General features: G+C 67.8%; 19 protein-coding genes and 1 pseudogene. 6 read left to right on the plus strand and 14 right to left on the minus strand.

All coding sequences use genetic code 11. The annotated features are described in order from the left end of the window. Nucleotides 1–62 precede the first annotated feature (62 nt). Together gjpA and lpdA are read right to left on the minus strand one after the other, a co-directional pair. On the minus strand, nucleotides 63–1,211 hold the full coding sequence (gene gjpA / locus NM962_05900; protein ID UVO13635.1) for an outer membrane porin GjpA: 1,149 nt from the start codon (nucleotides 1,209–1,211) through the stop codon (nucleotides 63–65). Between the two features lie 849 nt (nucleotides 1,212–2,060). Continuing rightward, nucleotides 2,061–3,455 (minus strand): dihydrolipoyl dehydrogenase, encoded by a 1,395-nt coding sequence (lpdA, locus tag NM962_05905; protein ID UVO13636.1) that lies wholly within the window; start codon nucleotides 3,453–3,455, stop codon nucleotides 2,061–2,063. Between the two features lie 101 nt (nucleotides 3,456–3,556). On the opposite strand from lpdA, the gene NM962_05910 reads away from it, so the two are divergent. Together NM962_05910 and NM962_05915 are read left to right on the plus strand one after the other, a co-directional pair. After that, nucleotides 3,557–3,796 carry a BrnA antitoxin family protein gene (locus NM962_05910; GenBank protein ID UVO13637.1) on the plus strand — a complete coding sequence of 80 codons (240 nt, stop codon included), beginning with the start codon at nucleotides 3,557–3,559 and terminating at the stop codon, nucleotides 3,794–3,796. 1 nt (nucleotide 3,797) lies between these two features. Further along, nucleotides 3,798–4,214 carry a PIN domain-containing protein gene (locus NM962_05915; protein ID UVO13638.1) on the plus strand — a complete coding sequence of 139 codons (417 nt, stop codon included), beginning with the start codon at nucleotides 3,798–3,800 and terminating at the stop codon, nucleotides 4,212–4,214. Between the two features lie 185 nt (nucleotides 4,215–4,399). On the opposite strand, the gene NM962_05920 is transcribed toward NM962_05915, so the two are convergent. The 4 genes from NM962_05920 to NM962_05935 are packed head-to-tail and all read right to left on the minus strand — an operon-like array spanning nucleotide 4,400 to nucleotide 7,167. Beyond that, nucleotides 4,400–4,948: a hypothetical protein gene (locus NM962_05920; GenBank protein ID UVO13639.1), complete on the minus strand. Its 549-nt coding sequence runs from the start codon at nucleotides 4,946–4,948 to the stop codon at nucleotides 4,400–4,402. Then, nucleotides 4,941–5,219 (minus strand): putative holin, encoded by a 279-nt coding sequence (locus NM962_05925; GenBank protein UVO13640.1) that lies wholly within the window; start codon nucleotides 5,217–5,219, stop codon nucleotides 4,941–4,943. Before NM962_05925 ends, NM962_05920 begins: the two co-directional genes overlap by 8 nt. Nucleotides 5,220–5,248: 29 nt before the next feature. Continuing rightward, complete coding sequence (locus tag NM962_05930; protein ID UVO13641.1) at nucleotides 5,249–5,644, minus strand: DUF779 domain-containing protein; 396 nt, start codon at nucleotides 5,642–5,644, stop codon at nucleotides 5,249–5,251. Next, a complete protein-coding gene (locus tag NM962_05935) occupies nucleotides 5,644–7,167 on the minus strand; it encodes an aldehyde dehydrogenase (protein ID UVO13642.1) in 1,524 nt (507 codons plus the stop codon). Before NM962_05935 ends, NM962_05930 begins: the two co-directional genes overlap by 1 nt. Nucleotides 7,168–7,223: 56 nt before the next feature. Between NM962_05935 and NM962_05940 the strand changes: the two genes are divergently transcribed. Next, on the plus strand, nucleotides 7,224–9,260 hold the full coding sequence (locus tag NM962_05940) for a prolyl oligopeptidase family protein (protein ID UVO13643.1): 2,037 nt from the start codon (nucleotides 7,224–7,226) through the stop codon (nucleotides 9,258–9,260). A 161-nt stretch (nucleotides 9,261–9,421) separates the two neighbouring features. On the opposite strand, the gene NM962_05945 is transcribed toward NM962_05940, so the two are convergent. The 4 genes from NM962_05945 to NM962_05960 all read right to left on the minus strand — a co-directional run bounded on the left by NM962_05945 (nucleotide 9,422) and on the right by NM962_05960 (nucleotide 12,754). Further along, nucleotides 9,422–10,252 (minus strand): hypothetical protein, encoded by an 831-nt coding sequence (locus NM962_05945; GenBank protein UVO13644.1) that lies wholly within the window; start codon nucleotides 10,250–10,252, stop codon nucleotides 9,422–9,424. Further along, nucleotides 10,252–11,772, minus strand: a complete 1,521-nt coding sequence (locus NM962_05950) for an aldehyde dehydrogenase family protein (protein ID UVO13645.1) — start codon at nucleotides 11,770–11,772, stop codon at nucleotides 10,252–10,254. Before NM962_05950 ends, NM962_05945 begins: the two co-directional genes overlap by 1 nt. A 71-nt stretch (nucleotides 11,773–11,843) precedes the next feature. After that, nucleotides 11,844–12,365 carry a mycothiol transferase gene (locus tag NM962_05955; GenBank protein ID UVO13646.1) on the minus strand — a complete coding sequence of 174 codons (522 nt, stop codon included), beginning with the start codon at nucleotides 12,363–12,365 and terminating at the stop codon, nucleotides 11,844–11,846. Between the two features lie 11 nt (nucleotides 12,366–12,376). Beyond that, nucleotides 12,377–12,754 (minus strand): VOC family protein, encoded by a 378-nt coding sequence (locus NM962_05960; protein ID UVO13647.1) that lies wholly within the window; start codon nucleotides 12,752–12,754, stop codon nucleotides 12,377–12,379. Between the two features lie 45 nt (nucleotides 12,755–12,799). Here NM962_05960 and NM962_05965 point away from each other — a divergent pair, with 45 nt between their 5' ends. Together NM962_05965 and NM962_05970 are read left to right on the plus strand one after the other, a co-directional pair. Next, a complete protein-coding gene (locus NM962_05965; GenBank protein UVO13648.1) occupies nucleotides 12,800–14,524 on the plus strand; it encodes an amidohydrolase family protein in 1,725 nt (574 codons plus the stop codon). Between the two features lie 36 nt (nucleotides 14,525–14,560). Then, complete coding sequence (locus NM962_05970) at nucleotides 14,561–15,373, plus strand: methyltransferase domain-containing protein (GenBank protein ID UVO13649.1); 813 nt, start codon at nucleotides 14,561–14,563, stop codon at nucleotides 15,371–15,373. 4 nt (nucleotides 15,374–15,377) lie between these two features. On the opposite strand, the gene NM962_05975 is transcribed toward NM962_05970, so the two are convergent. From NM962_05975 to NM962_05985, 3 genes are read right to left on the minus strand one after another with little or no spacing between them, the layout of a single operon-like run. After that, a complete protein-coding gene (locus tag NM962_05975) occupies nucleotides 15,378–16,394 on the minus strand; it encodes an aldo/keto reductase family protein (protein UVO13650.1) in 1,017 nt (338 codons plus the stop codon). Nucleotides 16,395–16,444: 50 nt separating this feature from the next. Further along, nucleotides 16,445–19,072 carry a LuxR C-terminal-related transcriptional regulator gene (locus NM962_05980; GenBank protein ID UVO13651.1) on the minus strand — a complete coding sequence of 876 codons (2,628 nt, stop codon included), beginning with the start codon at nucleotides 19,070–19,072 and terminating at the stop codon, nucleotides 16,445–16,447. Nucleotides 19,073–19,109: 37 nt separating this feature from the next. Beyond that, the gene (locus tag NM962_05985) at nucleotides 19,110–19,319 is read right to left on the minus strand and encodes a hypothetical protein (protein ID UVO13652.1); all 210 of its coding nucleotides are present in this window, start codon (nucleotides 19,317–19,319) and stop codon (nucleotides 19,110–19,112) included. Between the two features lie 234 nt (nucleotides 19,320–19,553). Between NM962_05985 and NM962_05990 the strand changes: the two genes are divergently transcribed. Next, nucleotides 19,554–23,138, plus strand: a complete 3,585-nt coding sequence (locus tag NM962_05990) for a PE family protein (GenBank protein ID UVO13653.1) — start codon at nucleotides 19,554–19,556, stop codon at nucleotides 23,136–23,138. A gap of 195 nt (nucleotides 23,139–23,333) precedes the next feature. On the opposite strand, the pseudogene NM962_05995 reads toward NM962_05990, so the two are convergent. Beyond that, nucleotides 23,334–23,534 (minus strand): annotated as a pseudogene (locus tag NM962_05995) (helix-turn-helix transcriptional regulator). Nucleotides 23,535–25,944 lie beyond the last annotated feature (2,410 nt).

The raw sequence follows: 25,944 nt of genomic DNA on the forward strand, positions 1-25,944 counted from the left end.
TTCCTTAAGAACGGGGCTCAAAAGAGCAAGGGAAACGTTTCAGTGGGCGCGATATGGACAGATCAGAACCAGGACGTCACGTCTTGGACCAATGTGGACAGGTCGGTGGCAGCAGCGGCCCCCGAGCCCGAGCTGTCGCCGAACAGATCGTCGAGAACGGTCGGAATCGTGATCCCGGCCCCCGGCGCCCCGACATCCAGCGTGATCGGGGGGCTTGCGTTCCCGCCAATCGCATCCACGCCTGAGCCAACGGTCGCAGACAGGTCGGACCATCCCGAACCCAGCAGCCCACTGATGGTCTGCGACAGGGTCTCCCACGCCGCGATGGGGCCGATCGGTTCACTGGTGAGGGTGAGGGTGCCCAGGACGGGGACGCCGGTGAACTGTAGGCCGACGCTGTTGAAGATCGAACCGCCCACCGCGGGAACGTCGTTGTCACCCGACACGTAATTCGCTATCTGTACGCTGCCGGTGCTGAGCAGCCCACCGAACGCAATATCGAGCTCCGACATGGTCATGCCCGGCGGGAACTCTGAACCGATCAGACCGTTGATCGTCGGGAGCAGCGAATCGAGGTTGAGATCGGCACCGTTGAAAAACGCGCCGAAGGTGTTGGCCAAGATCTCGTTGAAGCTGTCACCGTCGCTAATGCTGTTGCCCAGGGCGACCAAAGGACTGATGAACGGGCCGATATTACCCATGAGGATGGCGCTCGCCGGGGAGCCCAAAAAGTTGACGATCGGCTCGATCAGCGACTGTTCACTGGCCGGCAAATAGCCCGGGATCTCCCCGAACATCAGGGCGTGGTTCCCGATCATGGTGTGTTGAAGCACCAGCGACCCGATGCTGCCCGGCGCCCACCCCGAGCCCTCGGTGAAACCCCCAATACTCGTGCCTTGCAACCCGATGCCGGTCAACACGTTGTCCAGATTCGTCTGCATCTGCTGAATCACACTGGCCCAGGTACTGCTGGTGGGGTCGTTGAAGAACTCGTTCCACAGGTTGGACTGGTTGGCCAGGGCCTGTTGGAACCCCACCCCGGGCGCCAGTAAGAAGTTCTGGATCAGCGTCGTGGCGTTCTGCGCCCCAGCGTTGTACTGGTCGATCCACGGAGCAAGAAGATCCGGCAGGGAACTGCTGCCGGTGGCAAGGGTGACCTCGCGAACAGCGGTCAGCCCGGGCAGGTGTCCTGAACCCAGGGGCGTACCCACAACAAAGCCGGCGCCCAGAAGAACGGCGCCGGCAGCTGCGAACGGGCGAAATTTAGCTATGCAGGGAGACGCCCCCCCCCCCCGCTGGTGCGCGCACGGTTGCGCAAGTACGCGGGTGGCGTGCTGACGAGCCATGGATGTTGTCCCTTCGCTGTGGTCGGTGAATGCGCTGTTTGTCACGGCCGAGCCGAACGACGCCGGGCGGCGAACAGTGGTCCCGCGTGCCAGGTGCACAGTGCCTCCTCGGAGTCGTCGTCTCAGGTGTAGGCCAGTACAGCTGAGAGTCATCAACATCTCCATGGCATCTTCTTAATTCGCTTCGGAGGCAAGTCCGTTCGCAACTGGTGGACGGTGTCATTAGCCCAGATCAGAGCGTAGTCAGTGATCAAAGAGCAAACGCCATACGCGGCGCCACTAGTTCAAAAAGAAATGGCTGCCTCAGCGCTTCTGAAACGTGTTCCATGCACCACGATTAGTTAGCTATTATCAATCGATTATCTTGACAATCAAGTGATTACGCGATTGATCTGGTTTGCTGCACTGGCGAGACCTGCCAACAGCTGTTGCCGGGACCTTCCGGGGGTCACCTCTTCACCACGCCTAAGAACGGCGACAACGGCTGATCGCAACGGAAGGATTCGAACCTGACCGAGGGAGCGAACGCTTCTCATAGCCCCGCCACAAGGCGCTATTCGGCGCCAAGGGCGGTAATCAACGTGAGCCCGGGAACTCGCTCAAACAGCCCACCGGCCATCCGGCCGGACAACCATGGCGCTCAGCCTTCGCGGTTTTTGTTACCTGCAGGCACTTCTACCGGATCATTGCTACGCGACAACGCAATCCGTTGCGTCAGAAGTTGATCATGTGGCCGGTCAGGCCATGGAAGCACTCCTGCAGCGCCTCGGACATGGTCGGGTGGGTGTGCACGTTGCGCGCGAGCTCGTTCGCGGTCAGGTCCCACTTCTGCGCCAGGGTCAGCTCCGGCAGCAGCTCGGAGACGTCGTGGCCCACCAGGTGGCCGCCGAGCAGCTCGCCATAGCGGGCGTCGGCGATCAACTTCACGAACCCACTCGGGTCGCCCACCCCGTGCGCCTTGCCGTTGGCGGTGAACGGGAACTTCACCACCTTGACGTCATGGCCCTCGGCGCGCGCCTGCTCCTCGGTGAGCCCGAAGCTGGCCACCTGCGGCTGGCAGAACGTGGCGCGCGGCATCATCCGGTAGTCGCCCAGTGACATGGTCTCGGCGCCGGCGATGGTCTCGGCGGCCACTACGGCCTGGGCCTCGGCGACGTGGGCGAGCTGCAGCAGGCCGGTGACATCGCCGATGGCGTAGATGTGCGGCACCGAGGTCTGCAGGTACTCCCCGACCCCGATCGCGCGCCGCTCGGTCAGCGCGACGCCGGCCGCCTCCAGACCGTAGCCGTCGACGTTGGGGGCAAAACCGATGGCCTGCAACACTTTATCAGCCTGCAGCGTCTCGGTCGCACCGTCCTTGCTCACCACGACCGATACCGTCGACCCGTCGTCGGTGATGCTTTCCACCTTGGTTCCGGTGCGGATCTTCACACCCAGCTTCTTGAACTGCTTCTCGATCTCCTTGGAGACCTCGGCGTCCTCGTTGGGCAGTGCCCGCGGCAGGAACTCCACCACCGTCACGTCGACGCCGTAGTTGGCCAGCACGTAGGAGAACTCCATGCCGATGGCCCCGGCGCCGGCGATGATGATCGATTTCGGCAGCTCGCGGCTCAGGATGAGTTGCTCGTAGGTGACGACGTTGGCGCTCAGCGTGGTGCCGGGCACCAGCCGGGTGCTGGACCCGGTGGCGATGATCGCATTGTCGAAGGTGACGGTCTCGGTTCCACCCTCGTTGAGTTCGACTGTCAGCGTGTGGGCGTCGGTGAACCGCCCGTAGCCGTTGATCTCGGTGATCTTGTTCTTCTTCATCAGGAAGTGCACCCCGGCCACCCGGCCCTCGGCGACCTTGCGGCTACGGTCGAACGCGACGCCGTAGTCGAAGGTGGCCTGCCCGCTGATCCCGAACATGTCGGCCTCGCGCGAAAAGATGTGCGCCAGTTCAGCGTTGCGCAGCAACGCTTTCGAGGGGATGCAGCCGACGTTCAGACAGACCCCGCCCCAATACTTCGGTTCGACGATGGCGGTGTTCAAGCCCAGCTGGGCGGCACGAATGGCCGCGACGTAACCGCCAGGGCCGGCTCCGAGGACTACGACGTCATAGTGGGTCACCCGCCCACCCTATCGGGCCGGGCCGGCCCTGGGGCAGCGGCGGTGGGCAGGTCGAACAGCGTGCCGATCCTAGGGAGTGTTTCAGCGCTACACTGAAACACATGACATCGAAGAACATCACGCTGACCATGCCGGCGGAGCTGGTTCGCCGCGCCAAGGTGTTGGCGGCTCAGCGCGACATGTCGGTGTCAAGCCTGGTTGCACGGTTGCTTGAGCAACTTGTCGGTGAGGTGCGCGACTATGACGAAGTGGCTGACCTCGAACGCCGGATGATGAACGGTGATGCTGGCCTTCAGATAGGGCCGATCACCTGGTCGCGGGACGACCTTCACCAGCGCTGACATGGAGTTTGTCGACACGAACGTCTTGCTCTACGCCTATGACGCGAGCGCCGGTGAACGGCATGAGGCAGCCCGCGCGTTGGTTGATCGGCTGTGGCGTGACCACTGCGGTGCCCTGAGCATCCAGGTCCTGCAGGAGTTCTATGTCAACGTGACACGCAAGGTGGCCAAGCCGATCGGCCCCGAGTCCGCAGCTGAACGGTTGAAGAGCCTGTCCCGATGGCGGGTCCACTCCCCGCTGCCCGACGACGTCGTCGCCGCGGCGATCTGGTCGACTCGGCACCAGCTCTCCTTCTGGGACGCGATGATTGTGCGCAGTGCCGCCGAATTACGGTGCCACACTTTGTGGACTGAAGATCTCAACGACGGGCAGGTGATCGAGGGCGTTCGGCTGGCCAATCCGTTCAGTACGGGATGAGTCACGTCATCGATTGGGCTCGGATCATGTGGTGTTGCGCCCGGCTCACCGCGACAACTGCCAGACACCCTTTGCAGGTGTGCTGGCCGTGAGTGGGAATCTGGCGACGCACACGCTGAGTTCACGTCGTCAGATTCCCATTGGGCACCCGCGCGGTCTGGGCATCATCGCCTGGTCCGCTGACCTCAGTACGGGATGATTCCGGCGACGCAGCGGCTCACATGCTGGCAGTAGTAGTGCCCGTACAGCGGCGCAGCGGCGACCGCGGCGGCGAACACCGCCGACATCAAGGCAATTGCCACCGCCGACAGCAGCGGCTTCTCCCCCACCATCGCCACGATCAGGCCAGCGACCACACACACCGCGGCATAGACCAGCAGCACGAAGACCGCCGGTGTCTTGTCGGCCAGGCTGTACCACCAGGAGAACAGTCCCAGGCCGATCCCGGCTGCCGGAACCCACACCGCCAGCAGCACTAGCGCCAGCTGCCACCACTTCAGGAATTGGTATTGGCCGGTGAGGACCACCGGTTTGGGTGGTTTTGCCGGCGGCAGCGCGGACGCCGGCGTGGGGCTTTCCGGGTCGGGCGACGGAATCGGCTCGTCACCGGTGTTCGGTTCGTCCAACGGCTCGGCCGACCCGGGCAGCGGTACCGGGTGCGGCCCGGTGTCGAAGATCGGAGCCATATGCGGCTCGGTCATGGGCAGTGACCCGGTGTCGGCGGTCTCAGACACCCGACACCACCTGAATCGCCGCCAGCGCGCCGAACCACCCGACCGCCATCGCGAGCAGAAACGCACCCAGGGTGGTTACCCACCGACGCGAGGAGGCGAACACCAGCACCAGGCCCGCGACGCTGGGCGCGCCGAGCACCAGCGTGATCGCGACGTCCGGGCGCAGCGGCGCGGTGATGACCAGACTCAAGCCGATCCCGGCCAAGATGCCGACCGCTACCCCGACCAGCATGGCGCTGCTCAAAACCCAGGGGCGCGGCAGCGGGATCACACCACCAGATTTTACGGTGTTCGCGCCGGTCAGCGTGGTAGCGACCCGGTGATCACCGGGACCGTTTTCAGCAGCGTGTTCTCGTCGTCGGTGAAGGCCCGGCTGCGCGTCAGGAACCGCATGCCCTCGGGTGCCTCCAGGCTGAACCCCGCCCCGCGGCCGGGCACCACGTCGATGATCAGCTGGGTGTGTTTCCAGGCCGCGAACTGCGGCCCGGAGATCCACACCGGCACTCCCGGATCGACCATCCCCAGCAGCACGTCATGGTCACCGATGATGAAGTCGCCGTCGGGGTAGCACATCGGTGCCGAGCCGTCGCAGCAGCCGCCGGACTGGTGGAACATCACCGGACCGTGGCGCACCACCAGCCGCGCCACCAGTTCGGTGGCCGCGTCGGTGATCAGCACCCGGTCCGGTGCGTCCATCAGAACAGACCGTTCGCCGACTGGGAGTAGGACACCAGCAAGTTCTTGGTCTGCTGGTAGTGGTCGAGGACCATCTTGTGGTTCTCCCGGCCGATCCCGGACTGCTTGTAGCCGCCGAACGCCGCGTGCGCAGGATACGCGTGGTAGCAGTTGACCCACACCCGCCCGGCCTGGATGTCGCGGCCGGCCCGGTAAGCGGTGTTGCCGTCGCGGCTCCACACCCCGGCGGCCAGCCCATAGATGGTGTCGTTGGCGATGGCGATCGCGTCGTCGTAGTCGGTGAACGACGTCACCGACACCACCGGGCCGAAGATCTCCTCCTGGAAAACGCGCATCTTGTTGTGGCCGGCGAAGATCGTCGGCTGTACGTAGTAGCCGCCGGACAGCTCACCGCCCAGCTCGGCACGTTCGCCGCCGGTGACGGTGGTGGCACCCTCCTCTTTGCCGATCGCGATGTAGGACAGGATCTTCTCCAGCTGGTCGTTGGAGGCCTGCGCTCCGATCATCGTGGTGATGTCGAGCGGGTCGCCCTGGCGGATCGCCTTGGTGCGGATGGCGGCCAGCTCCAAGAACTCGTCGTAGATGGGGGCCTGCACCAGCGACCGCGACGGGCAGGTACACACCTCGCCCTGGTTGAGGGCGAACCCGGCGAACCCTTCCAGCGCCTTGTCCTGGAAGTCGTCATTGGCCGCCAGCACATCGGAGAAGAAGATGTTGGGGCTCTTACCGCCCAGCTCCAGGGTGACCGGAATGATGTTCTGGCTGGCGTACTGCATGATCAGCCGACCGGTGGTGGTCTCGCCGGTGAAGCCGATCTTGGCGATCCGGTTGCTCGACGCCAGCGGCTTGCCGGCCTCCACGCCGAATCCGTTGACCACGTTGACGACTCCCGGCGGCAGCAGGTCGCCGATCAGGCTCATCAGGAACAGGATCGAGGCGGGGGTCTGTTCGGCCGGCTTGAGCACCACTGCATTGCCGGCGGCTAGGGCGGGCGCCAGCTTCCAGGCGGCCATCAACAGCGGGAAGTTCCACGGGATGATCTGCCCGACCACACCCAGCGGCTCGTGGAAGTGGTAGGCGACGGTGTCGTTGTCGAGCTGGCTCAGCGCACCCTCCTGGGTGCGGATCGCCGCGGCGAAGTAGCGGAAGTGATCGGCGGCCAGTGGGATGTCGGCGGCCAGCGTCTCGCGGACCGGTTTGCCGTTGTCCCAGACTTCGGCGACCGCCAGCTGCTCGCGGTGTTGATCGATCCGGTCGGCGATCTTGGTCAGGACGTCCGCCCGTTCGGCCGGGGACGCCTTGCCCCACGCCGGGGCGGCGGCGTGCGCGGCGTCGAGCGCCAGGTCGATGTCGGCCGCCGTGGAGCGGGGGATCTCGCAGAACGGCTGACCGGTGACCGGTGTGGTGTTCTCGAAGTACTCACCGCCGACCGGCGCCACCCACTGCCCGCCGATGAAGTTCCCGTAGCGGGACTCGTAGCTCATCAGCGCGCCTGCGGAACCCGGACGTGCGAAAACGGTCATCGATGCTGCTCCTTAGCCGTGGGTGTTACTCAACTCACAGTACCGTCGCGGTCACAATGACTTCCATGCCTGCCGAACAGTTCGAGGACCCCTACCTGTGGCTGGAAGACGTCACCGGCGACGACGCACTGGACTGGGTGCGCGCGCACAACGATCCGACCGTCGAGGAGTTCGCCGGCGATGACTTCGAAGCGATGCGCGCCACCGCACGCGAGGTACTCGACACCGACGCCCGTATCCCCTACGTGCGACGTCGTGGCGAGTACCTCTACAACTTCTGGCGTGACGCCACCAACCCGCGCGGGTTGTGGCGGCGCACCACCTTGGACAGCTACCGCACCGACAGCCCGGAGTGGGACGTCGTCATCGACTTGGACGAGCTGGCCCGCGCCGACGACGAGAACTGGGTCTGGGGTGGCGCCAATGTAATCGAACCCCACCACACCCGGGCCCTGATCTCGCTATCCCGCGGCGGGTCGGACGCCGTAGTGGTACGTGAATTCGACATGGCAACACGGGAATTCGTCGGACCAGACGGCCAAGGATTCGAGCTCCCCGAGGCCAAGACGCGGATCGGCTGGGAAGACGACGACACCGTCTTGGTGGGCACCGACTTCGGCCCCGACTCGCTGACCGACTCCGGGTACCCCCGGATGGTGAAGCGATGGCGCCGCGGCCAGGATCTGGCGCAGGCGGAGACGGTGTTCACCGGGTCGGCCACCGATGTGGTGGTCGCCGCGGGTCGCGATCGCACTCCGGGATTCGAACGAACCATGGTGTCGCGGGCGATCGACTTCTTCAACGACGAAGTCTACGAATTGCGCGACGGCGAGCTGATCCGCATCGACGCGCCTACCGATGCCTCGGTGTCGGTACATCGGCAGTGGCTGCTGATCGATCTGCGCACCGACTGGGACACCGGAACCGCGTCGTATCGGGCCGGCTCGTTGTTGGCCGCTGACTACGACGAATTCCTTGCCGGCACAGCGCAGTGCAGCGTCGTCTTCGAACCGGACGCCCACACCGCGCTGCATCACTACGCGTGGACCCGCGATCGCCTGATCCTGGTCACGCTGCACGACGTGGCCAGCCGAGTGGAAGTGGTCCGGCCCGGCGACTGGCAGCGGCGGCCCGTCGCTGAGGTTCCGGCCAATACCAACACCGTGATCGCGGCCGCTGACGACACTGGCGACGAAATCTTCTTGGACTCAAGCGGATTCAACCGTCCGTCACGGCTGTTGCGCGGCGCCGTGGATGGGACGCTGACCGAGATCAAGTCGGCTCCCGCGTTTTTCGATGCCGACGGCCTGCAGATCAGCCAATACTTCGCCACCTCAAAAGACGGCACCGCGATCCCATACTTCGTGGTGCGCCCGGCAAACGCCACCGGCGCGACACTGCTCGGCGGCTACGGCGGATTCGAGGTGGCGCGCACCCCGGGTTACGACGGCGTGCTGGGCCGGCTGTGGCTGGAGCGCGGGGGCACCTACGTGCTGACCAACATCCGGGGCGGCGGCGAGTACGGGCCGGGCTGGCACACTCAGGCGATGCGCGCCGGCCGGCATTTGGTGGCCGAGGATTTCGCTGCGGTGGCAACCGATCTGGTAGATCGCGGCATCACTCGCGTCGAGCAGCTCGGTGCCGTCGGCGGCAGCAACGGCGGGTTGTTGATGGGCATCATGCTTACCGCCTACCCGCACCTGTTCGGCGCATTGGTGTGCCAGGTGCCGCTGCTGGACATGCGCCGCTACCATCTGCTGCTCGCCGGCGCCTCCTGGGTGGCCGAGTACGGCGACCCGGACGATCCCGACGAGTGGGAGTTCATCAGTAAATACTCGCCGTACCAGAACATTTCCGCCGATACCGCCTACCCGCCGGTGCTCATCACCACCTCCACCCGAGACGACCGGGTGCATCCGGGGCATGCCCGCAAGATGACCGCGGCACTGCAGGACGCCGGGCATCGGGTCTGGTACTACGAGAACATCGAGGGCGGACACGGCGGTGCGGCCGACAACGCCCAGGCCGCGTTCAAGTCAGCGCTGAGCTTTTCGTTCCTGTGGCGGATGCTGGGCAACCACGCCGGACGCTAACCGCTGGCCAGCCGGTGACGGCGCTGGTGTCCTACACCACGAGGTCCCCGACATCGGCCGGCCAGCCCGCCCCTCACTCGGCGCAATTCCATCCGAATGAAGTGAGTCGCCAGATCGTCGCAGCAGTGCACACCGTGCGGTATCGACCGTTCGGTCGACACTCAGGACTTGCGCAGGCCGCCCGCCAGCGCGATTCCCACCCCGACCAGCACCAACACCGCACCGGCCGCCAGGGTCAGATTGAGCCAAAGGTGCAGGCTCCCTTCGGCCACATCGGCGAGGGCATCGGTGATCCGGCGAATGTCGCCGGTCGCCTGGCTGAGCACTTGATCGAGGAGGCGCCGCGCCACTTCGACTCCCGACCAGCCGACCGCGCCCACCAGCAGCGCCGAAACACCCAGGCTCGCCAAGGCCCTGCCACGGTGCCGTGCCGCGATCAGCGTCAGGATCGCGCACAGTCCGGCCATTGCGCCCAGCACGACGGTGAGCAACGGCCCCCACACCGCGAGCCGGTGCAGCCCACCGGGACGCATGACCTCGGTGGACGTCGACGTCAGTGGCACCGTCAACGACGCCGGCAGGGTGATGGGGTAGTCGGACAACAGCTGCGTAAACGCGTCGTCACGCAACATCGGTATCACGTCGATCTCCCAGGGTCCGGGATCGCCGACGTTGAGGAGCCACGCGTGCCCGTCCCGGTTGACCCGAACGAACTGCGCCGGAAAGGACGGCCCGGAGGTGAATTGGCGGGCCGCCTGTCGTACCTCCGACGGGTCGATGCCGAAGCCACTTCCCCGGATCAGCTGCACCGTCTGAGCACTGAGTTCAGCCGCCACCGCATCCTGCAGGGCCGGTTGAGCCGCGGCACGGGCCGCCAACCGCGCGTAGCCGTCGGCGTCGATGAGGTTGTACTGCGCCCATGCCGTCGGCAGCGCCACCGCAAGGCTTGCGGTGGCCAGCAGCCAGAACAGCGTCGCGGTGAAGACGCGCACTATTTCGCGGTGCGGCGCGGTCGCGCCAACGCCAGCTTGGTGATCAGCCGGTTGCTTCGGGCCAGCGTCTTCAGCGAGTTGTGGTAGAAGTTCCCGCCCGCACCGACGTTGGTGCGCGGCGCGACGACAGTCTCCTGCCGACAGAACTTGCGGATGCCGTCCACACCGCCGAAGCGCGCTCCGATGCCCGAGGTCTTCCAGCCGCCCATCGGCGCCGTCGTGCACATCAGGTTGGAGATCACGTCGTTGACGTTCACCGCTCCGCAGTCCAACTGCAGGGCAATGTCTTTGGCCCGCGCAACGTCACGGGAGAACACCGAGGCGCTCAATCCGTAGACGCTGTCGTTGGCGAGTCGAATCGCCTCGTCGACGCTGGCGACCTTCATGATCGGCAGGGTCGGGCCGAAGGTCTCCTCGGTCATGCAGGCCATCGAGTGGTCGACGTCCACCAGCACGGTGGGCGGGTAGAAGCTGCCCGGACCGCCTGCGCGTTCACCGCCGGTCAGCGCGCGCGCCCCGGCGGCCACTGCGTCCTTGACGTGCCGCTCGGTGATGGAGAGTTGCTGGTCGCTGATCAGGGCGCCGAAGTGCTTGCCTTCGCCGGTGCCCATCTGCAGCGCCTCGACGTCGCGGACGACCGCGGCGACGAACTTGTCGTAGACGGGTTCCAGTACGTACACCCGCTCGACCGACACGCAGGTCTGCCCGGCGTTGAACATCGCGCCCCACACCGCGGCGTGCGCGGCCAGGTCGATGTCGGCGTCCTCGCACACGATCATCGGGTCTTTGCCGCCGAGTTCGAGGCTGACCGGCACCAGCCGGCTTGCGGCCCGCTCGGCGACCTTGCGCCCGGTGGCGGTGGAGCCGGTGAACTGCACGTAGTCGGAGTTGTCGATCACCGCTTCGGCCACCTCGCGCGCACCCTGCACCACCGCGAGCACGTCCGGGGCGCCGGAGGCCAGCCAGCCCTGACGAAGGACTTCGGCGGTGAGCGGGGTCTGCTCGGACGGCTTGAGCAGCACCGCGCAGCCGGCCGCCAACGCGCCGATGGCATCCATCAAGGCGTTGGCCACCGGGTAGTTCCACGGCGCGATCACGCCGACCACCGGCCGCGGCCGGTAATGGATGGCGATCTTCTTGATGCTCATCACCGGCAGCGACGCGGGCCGGGACTCCGGGGCCACCGCCTTGTCCATCACCTTGATCACGTACGACAGGATCATGATCAGCAGCGGCACCTCTTGCGCGGCGTCGGTGCTGGACTTGCCGGTCTCGGCGATCAGCAGCTTCTCGATCTCATCCCGGTGCTCGCCCAGCCACAACGCGAAACGGGCCAGGGCCTTGGCCCGGCCCTTGGCGCCGCGGCGCTCCCACTCCCGCTGCGCGGTGCGCAGTCCGGCCGCAATCTTTTCGACGTCAGCAGGGTCGGTCCACTGGACCTCGCCGGCAGTCTCCCCGGTGGCGGGGCTGAACACGGTTCCGGTGCCGGTGAAGGCGGCAACTGAGTTGGTGGCGGTCATGGCGCCATGCTAGTCCGAGCTGTGACCCGGATCGCACCGGGCCTCGACACGTGTCAAGTCTGGGGGGAGCCCTAGCTTTTTAAGCCCCGCAGGTACGCGGCCTGCCCCAGATGCTGGGCGCAGTCATCGATGATGCTGACCAGCCGGACCCCCGCCGTCACCGGCGGATCCCAATGGGTGTCGACGACTCGAGCCAGCTCGTCGGCGGTGACGCCGTCGAGGTAGCGCAGCGTCAACTGATGCACGGCGCGGTAATAGCCCGCCAGCAGGCCCGCCGGCGCACGAACCTTGGCGACCTCGGCGGGGCTGTGGCCATACCCACTGTCATCCCGCGGCAGGTCCAGGCCGAACCGATCCACCCAGCCGTCGCGAGTCCACACCTGTTCGACGTCGGCGACCTGGGCGATCTGAATGTCCTGCACCCGCGCGCTGTGCCAGAGCAGCCACGCGATGCTGTTGGCCTGGGCCGTCGGCCGATAGTCGGCCACCTCATCGGTGAGTCCGTCGGTGAGTTCGTCGGCGTGCTCGATCAGCCGGGTGAATGCGTCGCGGAGCAGGGCCTGCAAAGCGGCGGTTGTGTCGTTCTCCGTCATACCGCCCGACGCTACGCCTGGTGGCAGACCGCCTCGACGTTGTTGCCGTCCGGGTCTCGGACGAAGGCGCCGAAGTAGCCGGGGTGGTACTCGGGCCACAGCCGCGGCGCGTGCAGAGACTCGGCACCCAATCTCACTGCGGTGTCGTAGAACGCCTGCACCTGCTCGGGGTCAGCGGCGCTGAACGCGACGTGGACCTCGCGGTTGGGCCCCGAGGCGTCACCCGCGCCGGCGTCGGCAATCCAGAACGTCGGTTTTCCGTCACGTCCGTAGCCGACAGCCACACCGACGTCCAGTTGCCGCGTGTAGCCCAAGACATCGAGTACCGCGTCGTAAAACTTCTGTGATTTGGCGTAGTCGATGCAGTTGATACCCACATGGTCGATCACGAATACATCCTGGCACGAGGAACCGCCGGGTCGTAGATTGACTAGATGAGCCTCGACGTCGTGGTCCGCAACGGCACGATTGTCGACGGACTGGGCGGGCAACCCTACGTCGGCGACGTTGCGGTCCGCGACGGTGTCATCACTGAGATCGGCGAGATATCCGACGATTCCCACCACGTCATCGACGCGACCGGACTGCTGGTCACACCGGGATTCGTCGACCTGCACACGCACTACGACGGACAGTCTATCTGGTCGGATCGGCTCAATCCCTCTTCGGCGCATGGCGTGACGACCGCTCTGATGGGCAACTGCGGAGTGGGTTTCGCGCCGTGCCGGATCGACGACCACGACGTGCTGGTGGACCTGATGGCCGGCGTCGAGGACATTCCCGGCGTGGTGATGACCGACGGGTTGCCGTGGACCTGGGAGACCTTTCCGCAGTTCATGGATGCCGTTGACCAGCGCCCGCGCGATATCGATGTCGCGGCGTTCCTACCCCATTCACCGCTTCGCGTTTACGTGATGGGCCAGCGCGGGGTCGACCGCGAACCGGCTACACCTGCAGATCTGGCACAGATGCGCCGACTGGCCCAAGAGGCCGCCGAGGCTGGCGCACTGGGGTTCTCATCCTCACGGTTGATGACCCACCGCACCAAGACCGGAACCCAGATTCCCAGCTACAACGCCTCCTACGCCGAGATCCTCGCGATCAGCCGCGGCCTGGCCGACGGCGGGGGCGGGCTGATCCAGTTCGTCCCGGATCTACCCGAAGGCACCTACCAGCCGGTCCTGCAACAAGTTTTCGACGCGGCTACCGAAGCAGGACTGCCCGTCACATTCAGCTTGCTGATCGGCAATGCCGGTGCACGACTCTGGCGTGACGCGATGGCCATGGTGGAGAAGGCCAACGGCTCCGGAGCCGCGATCACCGCGCAGATCTTTCCCCGCCCGATCGGACTGATGATCGGGCTGGACCTGAGCATCCACCCATTCGTGCTGTACCCGAGCTACCAGAAGATCGCTTGCCTGCCGCTGACGGAACGGGTCGCCGAGATGCGCAAACCGGATGTGCGGCAACAGATTCTGTCCGACAGCCCGACGATCATCCCTACCAACCCACTCGCATATCTGGCCCAGTCCTGGGAGTGGACTTTCCCGCTCGGCGATGACCCCGACTACGAACCAGAACGATCGAAAAGCATTGCGGCACGCGCTAAAGCACGCGGCGTCTCCCCCGCGGAGGAGGTATATGACCGGCTGCTCGACGACGGCGGGCACGCGATCCTGCTCGATGCACTGGCAAATTTCGAGAATAATTCACTGGACACCGTCAGCGCTCTGATGCGCCGCGACGACGTCGTGCTGGGCTTGGGCGACGGTGGTGCGCACTACGGAATGATCTGCGACTCCAGCTTTCCCACCTATGTGCTGACCCATTGGGCCCGAGACCGCGCATCCGGACGGCTCAGCATCGAGGCGGCAATCCGCGAACTGACGTCCATCCCGGCCCGGATCGCCGGCCTCGACGATCGGGGTCGCATCGCGGTGGGCTACAAGGCCGATCTCAACGTCATCGACCACCAGAACCTGCGGCTGCACAAGCCGGTGGTCACCTATGACCTCCCCGCCGGTGGACGCCGGTTGGATCAGACCGCCGACGGCTACGTCGCGACCATCGTCTCCGGCGAGATCATCGCCGAGAACGGCAAGCCCACCACGGCCCGGCCCGGCAGGCTGGTGCGCGGCCGTCAGCCCGCGCCGTCTTGAGCGTCCGCCGGGCTCACCGGCGTACCGTTTGAAGGTGTGACTGAGCCCGCAGAGCCCAAATACACCCACGGCCACCACGAATCGGTGTTGCGCGCCCACCGCACCCGCACGGCCGAGAACTCCGCGCCGTATCTGTTGGCGTCGCTTTCGCCAGGCTTGCAGTTGCTGGACGTCGGCTGCGGCCCGGGGACCATCACGGCAGATCTGGCCGCCCTCGTCGCCCCGGGCCGGGTGACCGCCATCGAGCCGGTCCCGGAGGCACTGGATCTGGCCCGCGCGTACGCCCAAGAGCGGGGACAGCACAACATCGACTTCGTAGTGGCCGACGTGCACGCTTTGCAGTTCCCCGACAACAGTTTTGACGTCGTGCATGCCCATCAGGTGCTACAGCACGTCGCCGACCCCGTGACCGCACTGAGCGAAATGCGCCGAGTGTGCAAGCCCGGCGGGGTGGTGGCCGCGCGCGACAGCGACTACGAGGCCTTCACCTGGTATCCGCCGTCGGCGGAGTTGGACGACTGGCTGCGCCTCTACCGCGACGCGGCGCGAGCCAACGGCGGCGAACCCGACGCGGGCCGGCATCTGCTGGCCTGGGCGCACGCGGCCGGGTTCACCGACATCACCCCGACGACCAGCGCGACGTGTTACGCCACACCCGTCGACCGGGAGCACTGGGGCGGCATGTGGGCCGACCGGATCCTGCAATCGGCCATTGCCGAACAACTGCTCGACAGTGGTACCGCCGATCAGGCGAAGCTGCAGGCGATTTCACTGGCCTGGCAGCAGTGGGCCAATCACCCAGACGGCTGGTTGGCGATCTTGCACAGTCAGATACTGTGCCGGGTGTGACGGTTTAGATCAACCGTTTAGGCGGGGTGGAGCGGGCGACCAGTTCGCCGTCGCTGGTCACCGCATCACCCAGGACCTGATCGATGCGGGCCAGCAGTTCGTCGGGGATCCGCACGCCGGCGGCCTTGACGTTCTCCGTCACCTGTTCCGGACGTGACGCCCCGACCAGAGCGGCGGCGACGTTGTCGTTCTGCAGCACCCAGGCAATCGCCAATTGTGCCGTCGTCAGACTCAACTCGTCGGCGATCGGCTGCAACTGTTGCACTCGGGTCAGCACATCGTCGGTCATGAACCGTTTGATGAAGTTCGCTCCGCCCTTCTCGTCGGTGGCGCGGGAGCCGGCCGGCGGCGGCTGGCCCGGCAGGTACTTACCGGACAGCACGCCCTGGGCCATCGGCGACCAAACGATCTGACTCAGGCCGAGTTCTCGGCAGACCGGAACCACTTCCGGCTCGATCACCCGCCACAGCATCGAGTACTGCGGCTGACTGGAGATCAGCGAAACGCCCAATTGCCGGGCCAGCCCATGCGCGTTGCGGATCTGGTCGGGGGTCCATTCGCTGACACCGATGTAGAGCGCCTTGCCCGCCCGGACGATGTCGGCGAAGGCCTGCATGGTCTCCTCCAACGGGGTGAAGGAGTCATAGCGGTGTGCTTGGTACAGGTCGACGTAGTCGGTCCCCAGCCGGCGCAGCGACCCGTCGATAGCCTCCATCATGTGCTTGCGTGACAAGCCGGTGTCGTTGCGGCCCAACGGTGCCGGCCCGATCGGCCAGTACACCTTGGTGAAGATCTCCAGCGATTCACGCCGCCGCCCCTTCAACGCGGCACCCAGCACCTCCTCGGCGCGGCCGTTGGCGTAGACGTCGGCGGTGTCGAAGGTGGTGATACCGGCATCGAGCGCGGCGTGCACGCACGCGGTGGCGACATCGTTCTCAACCTGCGAACCATGGGTGAGCCAGTTGCCGTAAGTGATTTCCGAGATCTGCAGGCCGGAGTTGCCCAGGTAGCGAAATTCCATGGGTCCATCTTGACCCAAGACCGCACCGGATGTCTGCCGCAGCGATCGAATCAGTCAGATGGCGTCGACAGTTGATCGAATTGCTTGACCATCGAAGATAATTCGGCCCTAGTGGCGACACCGGCCTTGACCGTCGCCCGGTAGACATGGCCTTCGACGGTGCGCACCGACAAGGACATCACCTCGGCGATCTCGCGGTTGGACAGGTCTTGGGCCACCAGTAATGCGATCTCACGTTCGCGTTCGGTGAGCGGCAGTGTCACCCTGGCCGCGACCAACGCCGGGCTGGTGGCATCGCCACAACGCCGGGCGAGTTGGCGGGCGCGCGCGCTGGCCGACAGCGCGCTGCCACGCAGACCGGCCTGCCGATAACTCGCCGCGGCCTGCGCGGTGGCGTCAGCTGCGGCCAGCACATCACCCATGGCTTCGAACTCCAGCGAGGCCGCTTCCAGGCCGGCGCTGTCACCGTTGACCAGCGCGCGTGCGTAACGGGCCGCCACCGCCGCCCGCGGCCCTTCGACGATGTCCGCCAATTCACCCAGCCGGTCGGCGCCCCCTCCGTCACCCAACTGCGTGGCGGTCTGCAGGCACACCACTTCGCGCGCGAGCTGACCATGACTTCGGGCGAATTCTGCTGCATCAGAAGCACTCTGACGCGCCTCGCCGGCTCTTCCGCGCGCCGCCGCCACCCACGCAGCCGCCAGCAGGTAACTCGACTCGACATAGGTGTAAGCCGGGTGCCGGCTGGCGTGGGTGGCCTGTAATGCCGCGACGGCGGCGTCGACCTGCCCGCTGCGCGCCAGCGCTTCGGTGTAGAGGATCTTGAACCGGTAGAAGATGCCGCTGATCTCGCCGTAGCTGCCGATGCCAGCGCCGGCCGCGCCGAGGCAACGCAGCGCGGTGGCCAGATCGCCCCTGCCGAGTGCGGTCATGCCCAGCACCGCGGTCGCCATCGCGGCGACCAGCCCGGGTAGCTCCGCACACAGGCGATGGCGAGCCTCGGCGACCACCGTCGCATCCTTGATGTAGCCGGCGGCCAGCAGCGCATAGGCGTGAAATTCGGCCAGCCCGCTGCCCTGGAAACTGTCCTGGGGCGATTGGGCGATCACCGCGTACCCATCCTCGGCTCGCCCGGCAGCCTGACTCGTCCGTCCCAGATCGCCCAGCCCAATGACGTCGGCGCAGCGGCCCAGGGTCTGACCGAAGGGGTCGAGCCGGCTAAGGTCGACCCCGGCCAGCACGTCAACGGCTTCGGCCGGCCTGCCGCCCAACACCAGTTGGACGGCACGGAATGTCTGCAGCGCGTCGTTTTCGGCGGTATCGCCACCCCGCAGCGCCTGCTCAGTCACCTCCCAGGCCTGCTCGGGACGCCTCAGTACCCACAGCAGGTTCGCCGAGCGCAGGATCACCGGGGTGACGAATCCAGTCGCGGGCAGCACAGGTGTGTCGACGGTGCTGAGTATCTCCTCGGTTTCCGCGCCCTGCTCGCGCATGAACAACACGTAGGCGAGCAGCAGTTTGACTGCCGGACTGTCGCTGGCGTCGACGGCGGCGCGGGCGAACCGCTCGGCCAGCGCGAGATCGAGGCGGGAACGCGCGATGTTCGCAGCCCTAGACAGCACCCCCACGTCGGGCGACAGATCCGATTCCAGCCACAGCAGACCGAGGCGAAGCGGATCCACCCGAGCAGGCTCGCGCGTCATAGCAGTCGCCACATCACCGCGCAGGCGGCGCAGCCGCAGCGGGCCGCACTGCTGCAGCCGGATCTCCCCGTACAGCGGGTGTCCCACATACACCACATCAGCGCTCGGCGGTACCCGGATCAGTCCGCGTCCCTCGGCTACCTCGACGGCCTCCGGGCTGGCCAGCGCCATCAGGCACGACCGGTCGATGGGTTCGGCGACCGCCACCAAGTCGACGACCTCGCGCACTTCGTCGGGCACCGCGCCGATCTGGGACTCGACCAGTTCGACCAATGTTGGCGACACCGACAATCCGGCCGTCCAGCACCATTGCCCGGCCTCGCACACCAGCCTGCCCGCCGCACGTTCCTGCTCGACAAGATGGCGCAGGTACAGCACGTTTCCCCGGGTCAGTTTCCACATCCGCGCCAGACATTGGGGGTTCACCGCACCCAGCACCGCGGCCAGTAACTCCTCGGATTCCAAGCGCGACAGCGGTTGCAGTTCGAGGCGCTGCAGCAAGCCGTCCTTCCACAACGTCGACACCGCATCGGGTGCGTGTTCGCCGTTGCGAACGGTGGCGATCACTCGGCCGGGACCCGCCGCACCGTTCACCACCAGTTGATGCACAGTCAGCGCCGACAGATCGTCCAGTAGGTGTGCGTCGTCGACGACCACGAGCAGTGGTGCACCGGCGGCACCGGCCCGCAGCTCGGTGATGACTTGGCGCGCCATCGCCATCGGGTTCGCGTCGAAGTCCTCGACCCAGTGGGCGAAGGCACCCAGCGGTACCGAGCGCCCGGTCGCTGTCCCGGCCAGCCGACTGACCGCCCAGCCCGCAGCGGCCATAGCTTCCGCAGCCTCGCGGGCCAGCCTGGTTTTGCCCACACCGGCTCGGCCGGCGATCAGAACACCTCGCCGCTCTGCGTCGGCGAGCGCATCGGCGACGAGCTGAAGTTCTTCCCCCCGGCCCGTCAATGGCCAGCGGTCACTCATTCGTCGATCGTAAACACCCCTGGGACACCAACGCTTACTACTCAGGAATCTTGTGTAGTTCAGCGTCTAGCTTCTGGTGCGCCAGCTTGATGACGCTGTCCAGTCCTTCGGGCTCGATCTGCAGGTACTGGCAGATCACCTCGTCGGCGACACCGGCAGCGCGCAAGCGCAGGGCCAGGGAATGTGCGTCGGGAAGGCGCCGCAGCGCGGCCTCATACCGGTGCCCGGTCTCGTGAAAAGCGGTCACATCTGCCCTCGATTCGGTCGACACCGCAACCCTGCCCGGCCCATCGACGCCCGGTATCCGTAGTCGACTACCCGATTCCCGGCGATGCCGCGCCCGACTACGCAGGTCCCGATCTGAGTAGTCGACGCTGCGCCAGATGCGAAGACAGGTAGTGCGCTACGCGGCTCGACGCGGCCTGCTGAGCGCAGGCTGAGCAGCAGCTTGGTGCCGTTTCGGGTTCAGCGGGAGGTGGGCATGTCAGGTCATCGACAACGGTTCAGTCGGGTGGTGGGCGCATCCAGCGCGGTGGGGGCGTTTTTGGCGCTGGGGACGCCGCCCCTGGCGGCGCCGCCGGCGCACGCCGATGCGCTCGACGCCCTTCTCGATGACCTGTTGACTTCGGCGATGGCCTGGTTTGAGCCATCCGCACTGGCGGGCGCGGCCGCCGGCGGGGCGGACCCGCTGGCGGCGTTGGACGCTCTGGTCGCGACCACGATCAACGACTGGATCTACACCCCGATCTATGACCTCGGTCAAAGCCTGATCAGTTCCGGGGTCCTGGACTCCCTCAACCAACTGCTGGCCACCGCCGACAGTTGCGGAATCCTCTGCAACGGCCTCGACGCCCACATCGACACCGACACCGGTGACCTAGTAGCCGCCACCGCCGGCGGCTGGCTGTTCGGAGATGGCGGCAACGGTATCGACGGCTCAGCCGCCGGCGCGGCCGGGATGATCGGCAACGGCGGCACCGGTGGCGACGGCGTCATGAGCACCGTTGACGGCACCAGCCTGGATGGGGGTGCCGGCGGGGCCGGCGGCTGGCTACTGGGCAACGGCGGCGACGGCGGCGACGGCGGTGCCGGCACCGCAGGAGACGACACTGCCGGCAGTGACGGTGGCAACGGCGGTGCCGGCGGTAACGGCGGGTTCTTATTCGGCAACGCCGGTGCCGGCGGTGACGGTGGCGGTGGCGGTCTCGGCGCCGACGGCGCCGACGGCAGTCTCGGGTGGTCGGCCCTGTCAGACCCGGTAGCCACCGACGGCGCTGCGGGGATCGCCGGCGGTCACGGTGGTAACGGTCAGACCGGGTTCAACGGCGGCGCCGGCGGCAACGGCGGCGCGGGGGGCCAAGCTGGACTCTTCGGCAACTCCGGCACCGGCGGTGACGGTGGTGACGGTGGTGTGGCCGGTGCCGGCGGCAACGGAGGCAACGGAGGCATCGGCGGCAACGGGAACACCAACACCGAAGGCCTCGGCGGCAGCGGTGGCGCCGGTGGCGATGCCGGCAGCGGCGCCGCCGGCGGTATCGGCGGCACCGGCGGGGCCGGCGGTGCTGGCGGTCGGGGTGGCTTCTTCGGGGTGCACACCGCCGGCGCCGCCGGCGACGGCGGCAATGGCGGGGCCGGCGGCGACGCCGGTCTAGCCGGCAACGGAGGTGACGGCGGCAGCGGCGGCGCCGGAATCACCGGCGGCGGCGCTGGCGGCAACGGCGGAACCGGCGGCGATCTCGGCACCGCCGGCGCCGGCGGCGTTGGCGGCACGGGCGGGGCATCGACGGGCATCTTCCCCGGCAACAACGGCAACACCGGTACAGCCGGCACGAACGGAATCCAGCCAGCCTTCCCCTCCGGCAACGGCGGCAACGGCGGAACCGGCGCCAACGCCATCGGCGCAGCAGGCGGCAACGGCGGCGCAGGCGGCGCAGGCGGCGCCGGCGGCGACCACGGCAACGGCGGCGACGGGGGCAACGGCGGTACCGGTGACATCAGCGGTGTCGATGGCACCGGCAACGGTTTGCGGGGTGGCTCCGGTGGCGAAGGCGGCAACGGCGGTACCGGCGGCTCGATATCGGGCAACGGCGGCAACGGCGGTACCGGCGGGCACGGCGGCGACGGCGGCAACGGTGCGGCCGGAAACAACGGCTTCGACGCCGCCACCGCCATCCCCTACGTCGCAGGCGCCAACGGCGGCGACGGCCAGGACGGCGGTAATGGCGGGGCCGGCGGTACGGGAGGCAACGGCGGCAATGGCGGCAGTGCCGTTGCGGGCGTCGTCGGCGCCAAGGGCGACGGCGGGGCCGGCGGGAACGGCGGTGCGGGCGGCACACCCGGCAACGGCGGCAACGGCGCCAACGGCGACGCCACCCACATCGAGGGCGGCAACGGCGGCAAGGGTGGTGACCCCGGACACGTCGGCGCGGGCGGAGACGGCGGGGCAGCCGGCACCTCGGGCACCGGAGGAAACGCCGGCGCCGCCGGCAACACCGGCACCAACGTCTTCACCGACCCGGTCGGCAACGGCGGCAACGGCGGCAACGGCTACAGCGCCACCACTGCGGGGACGGGCGGCGGAGCGGGTGGCGCCGGCGGCGACGGCGGCACCGATGGCAACGGCGGTAAAGGCGGCAACGGCGGAGAGGGCGGAGCCGGCGGGAACGGTGGTGACGGCGGCCACGGCGGCAACGGTGTTGCCAACGGTGACGGCGGCAACGGCGGTAACGGCGGCGACGGCAGCACCGGTGTCGACAACGGCAACGGCGGGGCCGGCGGCGCTGGTGGCGATGCCGGCACCAACGGTAACGGCGGGGCCGGCGGCAACGGCGGCAACGCCGTCGACCACGGAATCCCCGGGCAGGGCGGCGACGGCGGTAACGCCGACCTCAACGGCAACGGCGGCAACGGCGGCAAGGGCGGCACCGGTGGGACCGGTGTCAACGGCGTCAACGGATCGAACCCGCCGGCACCGCCGCCACCGGGCCCCGGTGGTGCCGGCGGCACCGGCACCGGCGCCGCTGGCGGTGCCGGCGGTGCTGGCGGCACCACCAGTAACGGCAATGACGGCCGCCGCGGTGGTTACCGTGGTGGCGGATACGGGGGCGACGGCGGCGTCGGTAGCGCCACCGGTGGTGGTGGCGGCGGCGGGGGTGGCGGCGGCGGCAACGGCGGTGGCGGCAACGCCGGGGCGGGCGGGGCCGGCGGTGACGGCGGCGGCACCGGCTACGGCGGCGACGGCGGCCAGGGCGGCGCCGGCCGCAATATCCAACCGGGCGGTAACAGCATCGGCGGGATCGGCGGCAACGGCGGCAACGGCTTCGGCGGCGGCGGCAACGGCGGCGACGGCGGCTACGCCGGCGCCAACAACAACGGCTACGCCGGCGGCGGCGGCAACGGCGGCAGTAGCGACGGCGGGGTGGGCGGCAACGGCGGTGCCGGCGGCCCCAGCTACGGCAACGGCGCGGGCAAAACCGGCTACGGCGCCGCCGGCACGGGCGGGAACGGCGGCACCGGTGGCAACGGCTACCGCGGTGGCGGTGCCGGCGGCATGGGCGGCTACAGCGACAGCGGAACGGGCGGCGCCGGCGGGGCGGGCGGTAACGGCACCGGTTTCGGCGCGGCCGGCGGCAACGGCGGGGCAGGCGGCAACGGCGCCGTCGCAGGCGGGGCAGGCGGAGCCGGCGGCCACGGCGGGGCCGGCATGCCGGGAGGCGCCGGAATCCAGGGCGGTGCCGGCGGTGCCGGCGGCCACGGCGGGTCGCAATCCGGTGACGGCGGCAACGGCGGCAACGGCGGCGACGGCGGCACCGGCGGCACCGGCGATGTCGGCGGACAGGGCGGCAACGGCGGGGCCGGCGGAGCCGGCGCGACCACCGGCAGCGGTGGCGACGCAGGCCAAGGCGGCGCCGGTGGTGCCGGCGGGGACGGTGGCGCCCCCGGCACCGGTGGCACCGCTGGTACCGCCAATAACCCGACCGGTCACGCTGGCAGTGACGGCAACGACGGCGCGAAGGGGCAACAAGGCGCCAAAGGTAACGACGGCGGCGCCGGTCAACCCGGATAGGGTCGGGCGCTCGAATCGCGTCCGGGCTGCGTTCCCCGCCGCGAAGCCGGTCACCGGCCTGCCCACTGCGGGAATGTTCCGGTTACGACTTGGGAATCTTGTGTAGTTCAGCGTCGAGTTTTTGGTGTGCCAGCTCGAGGATGCTGTCGAGTCCTTCAAGGCCGACGGTGACGGCACTGGCATGCGCCGACCCCCTCAGCCGGATGACCCCGGCGCCTGATCGAATTGCTGGAACATCGAGGACAATTCGGCTCTCGTGGCGACTCCGGCCTTGACCGTCGCACGATAGATGCGCCCCTCGACGCTGCGCACCGACAGCGACATGGCCTCGGCGATGTCCCGGTTGGACAGGCCCCGAGACACCAGCAGGGCGATCTCCCGCTCCCGCTCGGTGAGCGGATGCCTGACCTTGGCTGCGGCCAGCGCCGGGCTGGTGGCCCCGCCGCACCGCTCGGCGAGCTGACCGGCGCGCGCACTCGCCGATAGCGCACTGCCTCGCCGACCGGCCAGCCGATATCCCGCGGCGGCCTGCGCGGCGGCGTCGGCCGCGGCTAGCACATCGCCCATGATTTCGAACTCTCGCGAGGCAGCTTCCAGGCCGGCGCTGTCGCCGTCGGCCACCGCGCGCGCATATCGGGCCGCGACCGGCGCCCGGGGACCCTCGACACGGGTCGCCAATTCATCCAACCTGTCCGCGACATCGGTCTCACCGAACTGCGCCGCGGTCTGCAACGCCACGACTTCACGGGTGAACTGGCCGTGATCGCGAGCGAACTCTGCTGCGCTGGAAGCGATTCGACGCGCCTCGCCGGCACGGCCGCGTACCGCCGCCACCCACGCACCGGCGAGCAGATAGCCCGACTCCACGTAGCCGTAGGCGGGATGACGGTGCTCGCGGGTGGCCTGCAACGCCGCGACGGCGGCGTCGATCTGCCCGGCGCGGGCCAACACCTCAGTGTGCAGAATCTTGAATCGGTAGAAAATACCGCTGACCTCCCCGTAGCCGCCCATCCCGGCGGCGGCCGAGCCGAGGTGACGCAACGCGGCGGGCAGGTCGCCTTTGTGAAGTGCGGTCATTCCCACCGTCGCAGTTGCTATCGCGCTGGCCATCCCGGGCAGCTCGGCGCAGATCTGCTGACGCGCCGCGGCGACGACTGCCGCGTCCTGGATGTATCCGGCGGCGATCAGCGCGTAGGCGTGGAATTCGGCCAACGCAGTGCCGTTGTAGCTCTCCTGGGGCGACTCAGCGATCACCCGGTATCCGATCTGGGCTTTGTCCGCAGCATGTTTCGCCCGCCCCACATCACCCAGGGCAATGATCTGGGCGCACAGTCCCAGCGTCTTGCCGAAATGATCGAGCTGCTCGATGTCGACGTCGGACATCGCTTCCAGGGCTTCGGCGGGCTTGCCGGCCAGGACCAGCAGCACCGCACCGAAGATGCGCAGCGCGGCGTTGCGATCGGGGTCGCTGGCGCGCAGCGCGTGGTCCAGCACTTCCCGGGCCTGGTCGGGCCGCCGCAGCAGCCACAGCAGGTTGGCCGAACGCAGGATCACCGGAGTCACGAATCCCGTCGCCGGCAACGCCGGTGCTTCGACGGTGCTCAGTATCTGCTCGGTTTCCGCGCCCTGCTCGCGCATGAACAGCACGTAGGCGAGCAGCAGTTTGGCCGCCGGGCCGCCGCCGGCGTCGACGGCCGCACGCGCGAATTGCTCGGCCAGTGCGAGATCGAGGCGCGAGCGGGCGATGTTGGCGGCCCGGGCCAGCACCCCGGGATCGCCCGGCAGGTCGGATTCCAGCCACAGCAGCCCCAGCCGAAGTGGATCGGCCCGGGCCGGTTCCCGCGCCATAGCGGTGGCGATCTCACCGCGTAGTCGGCGCAGCCGCAGCGGTCCACATTGGCCCACCCGGACCTCTCCGTATAGGGGATGGCCCACATAAACCATGTCAGCGTTGGGCGACACCCTGATCAAGCCGCGCTCCTCGGCGGCCTCGATCGCCCGCGGGTCTACCAGCGACGCCAGGCAGGACCGGTCGACGGGTTCGGCGATCGCCACCAAGTCGACCACGTCGCGCACGTCGTCGGAGACCGTGCCGATATGCAGGTCGACCAACTCGACCAGTGTCGGCGTCACCGACAACCCGGCCTCCCAGGACCATCGTCCGGCCTCGCACACCAGCCGACCCGCCTCGCGTTCCTGCTCGACGAGATGACGAAGATACAGCGCGTTCCCGCGAGTCAGCCGCCACATCCGCTCGGCGCACTCAGGCGTCAACGCGCCCAACGCCAACCCCAGCAGTTCTTCGGTCTCGGGCCGAGACAGCGGCTGCAACTCCAGGCGCCGCAGCACAACGTCCTTCCACAGCCTGGACACCACGTCGGGCACGGTCGGACCGGTGCGGACGGTGGCGATGACCTTGGCGACGTTTTGCATCACCAGTTGATGCACCACCAGCGCCGACATGTCATCGAGCAGGTGGGCGTCGTCGACCGCCACCAACAACGGGGCGTCGCCGGCACCGGCACGCAACGCGGCAAGGATCTGGCGGGTGACGGTCAGCGGGTTGGCATCGAAATCGTCGACCCACGCGGCCAACGAGCCCAGCGGCACGGACCGGCCGCTCGCCGTCCCAGCCAATCGGCTGACCCCCCAACCCGACGCGGCCATGGCCTGCGCGGCCTCAGCGGCCAGCCGGGTCTTGCCAACACCGGGGCGACCCGCGATGAGCACCCCGCTCAGCTCACCGTCGGCGAGTGCGTCTCCGATCAGCCCGAGCTCTTCGCCCCGGCCCGTTAGGGGCCACCGG

It is taken from the genome of Mycobacterium sp. SVM_VP21, from assembly GCA_024758765.1.
Lineage (GTDB): Bacteria > Actinomycetota > Actinomycetes > Mycobacteriales > Mycobacteriaceae > Mycobacterium > Mycobacterium heraklionense_C.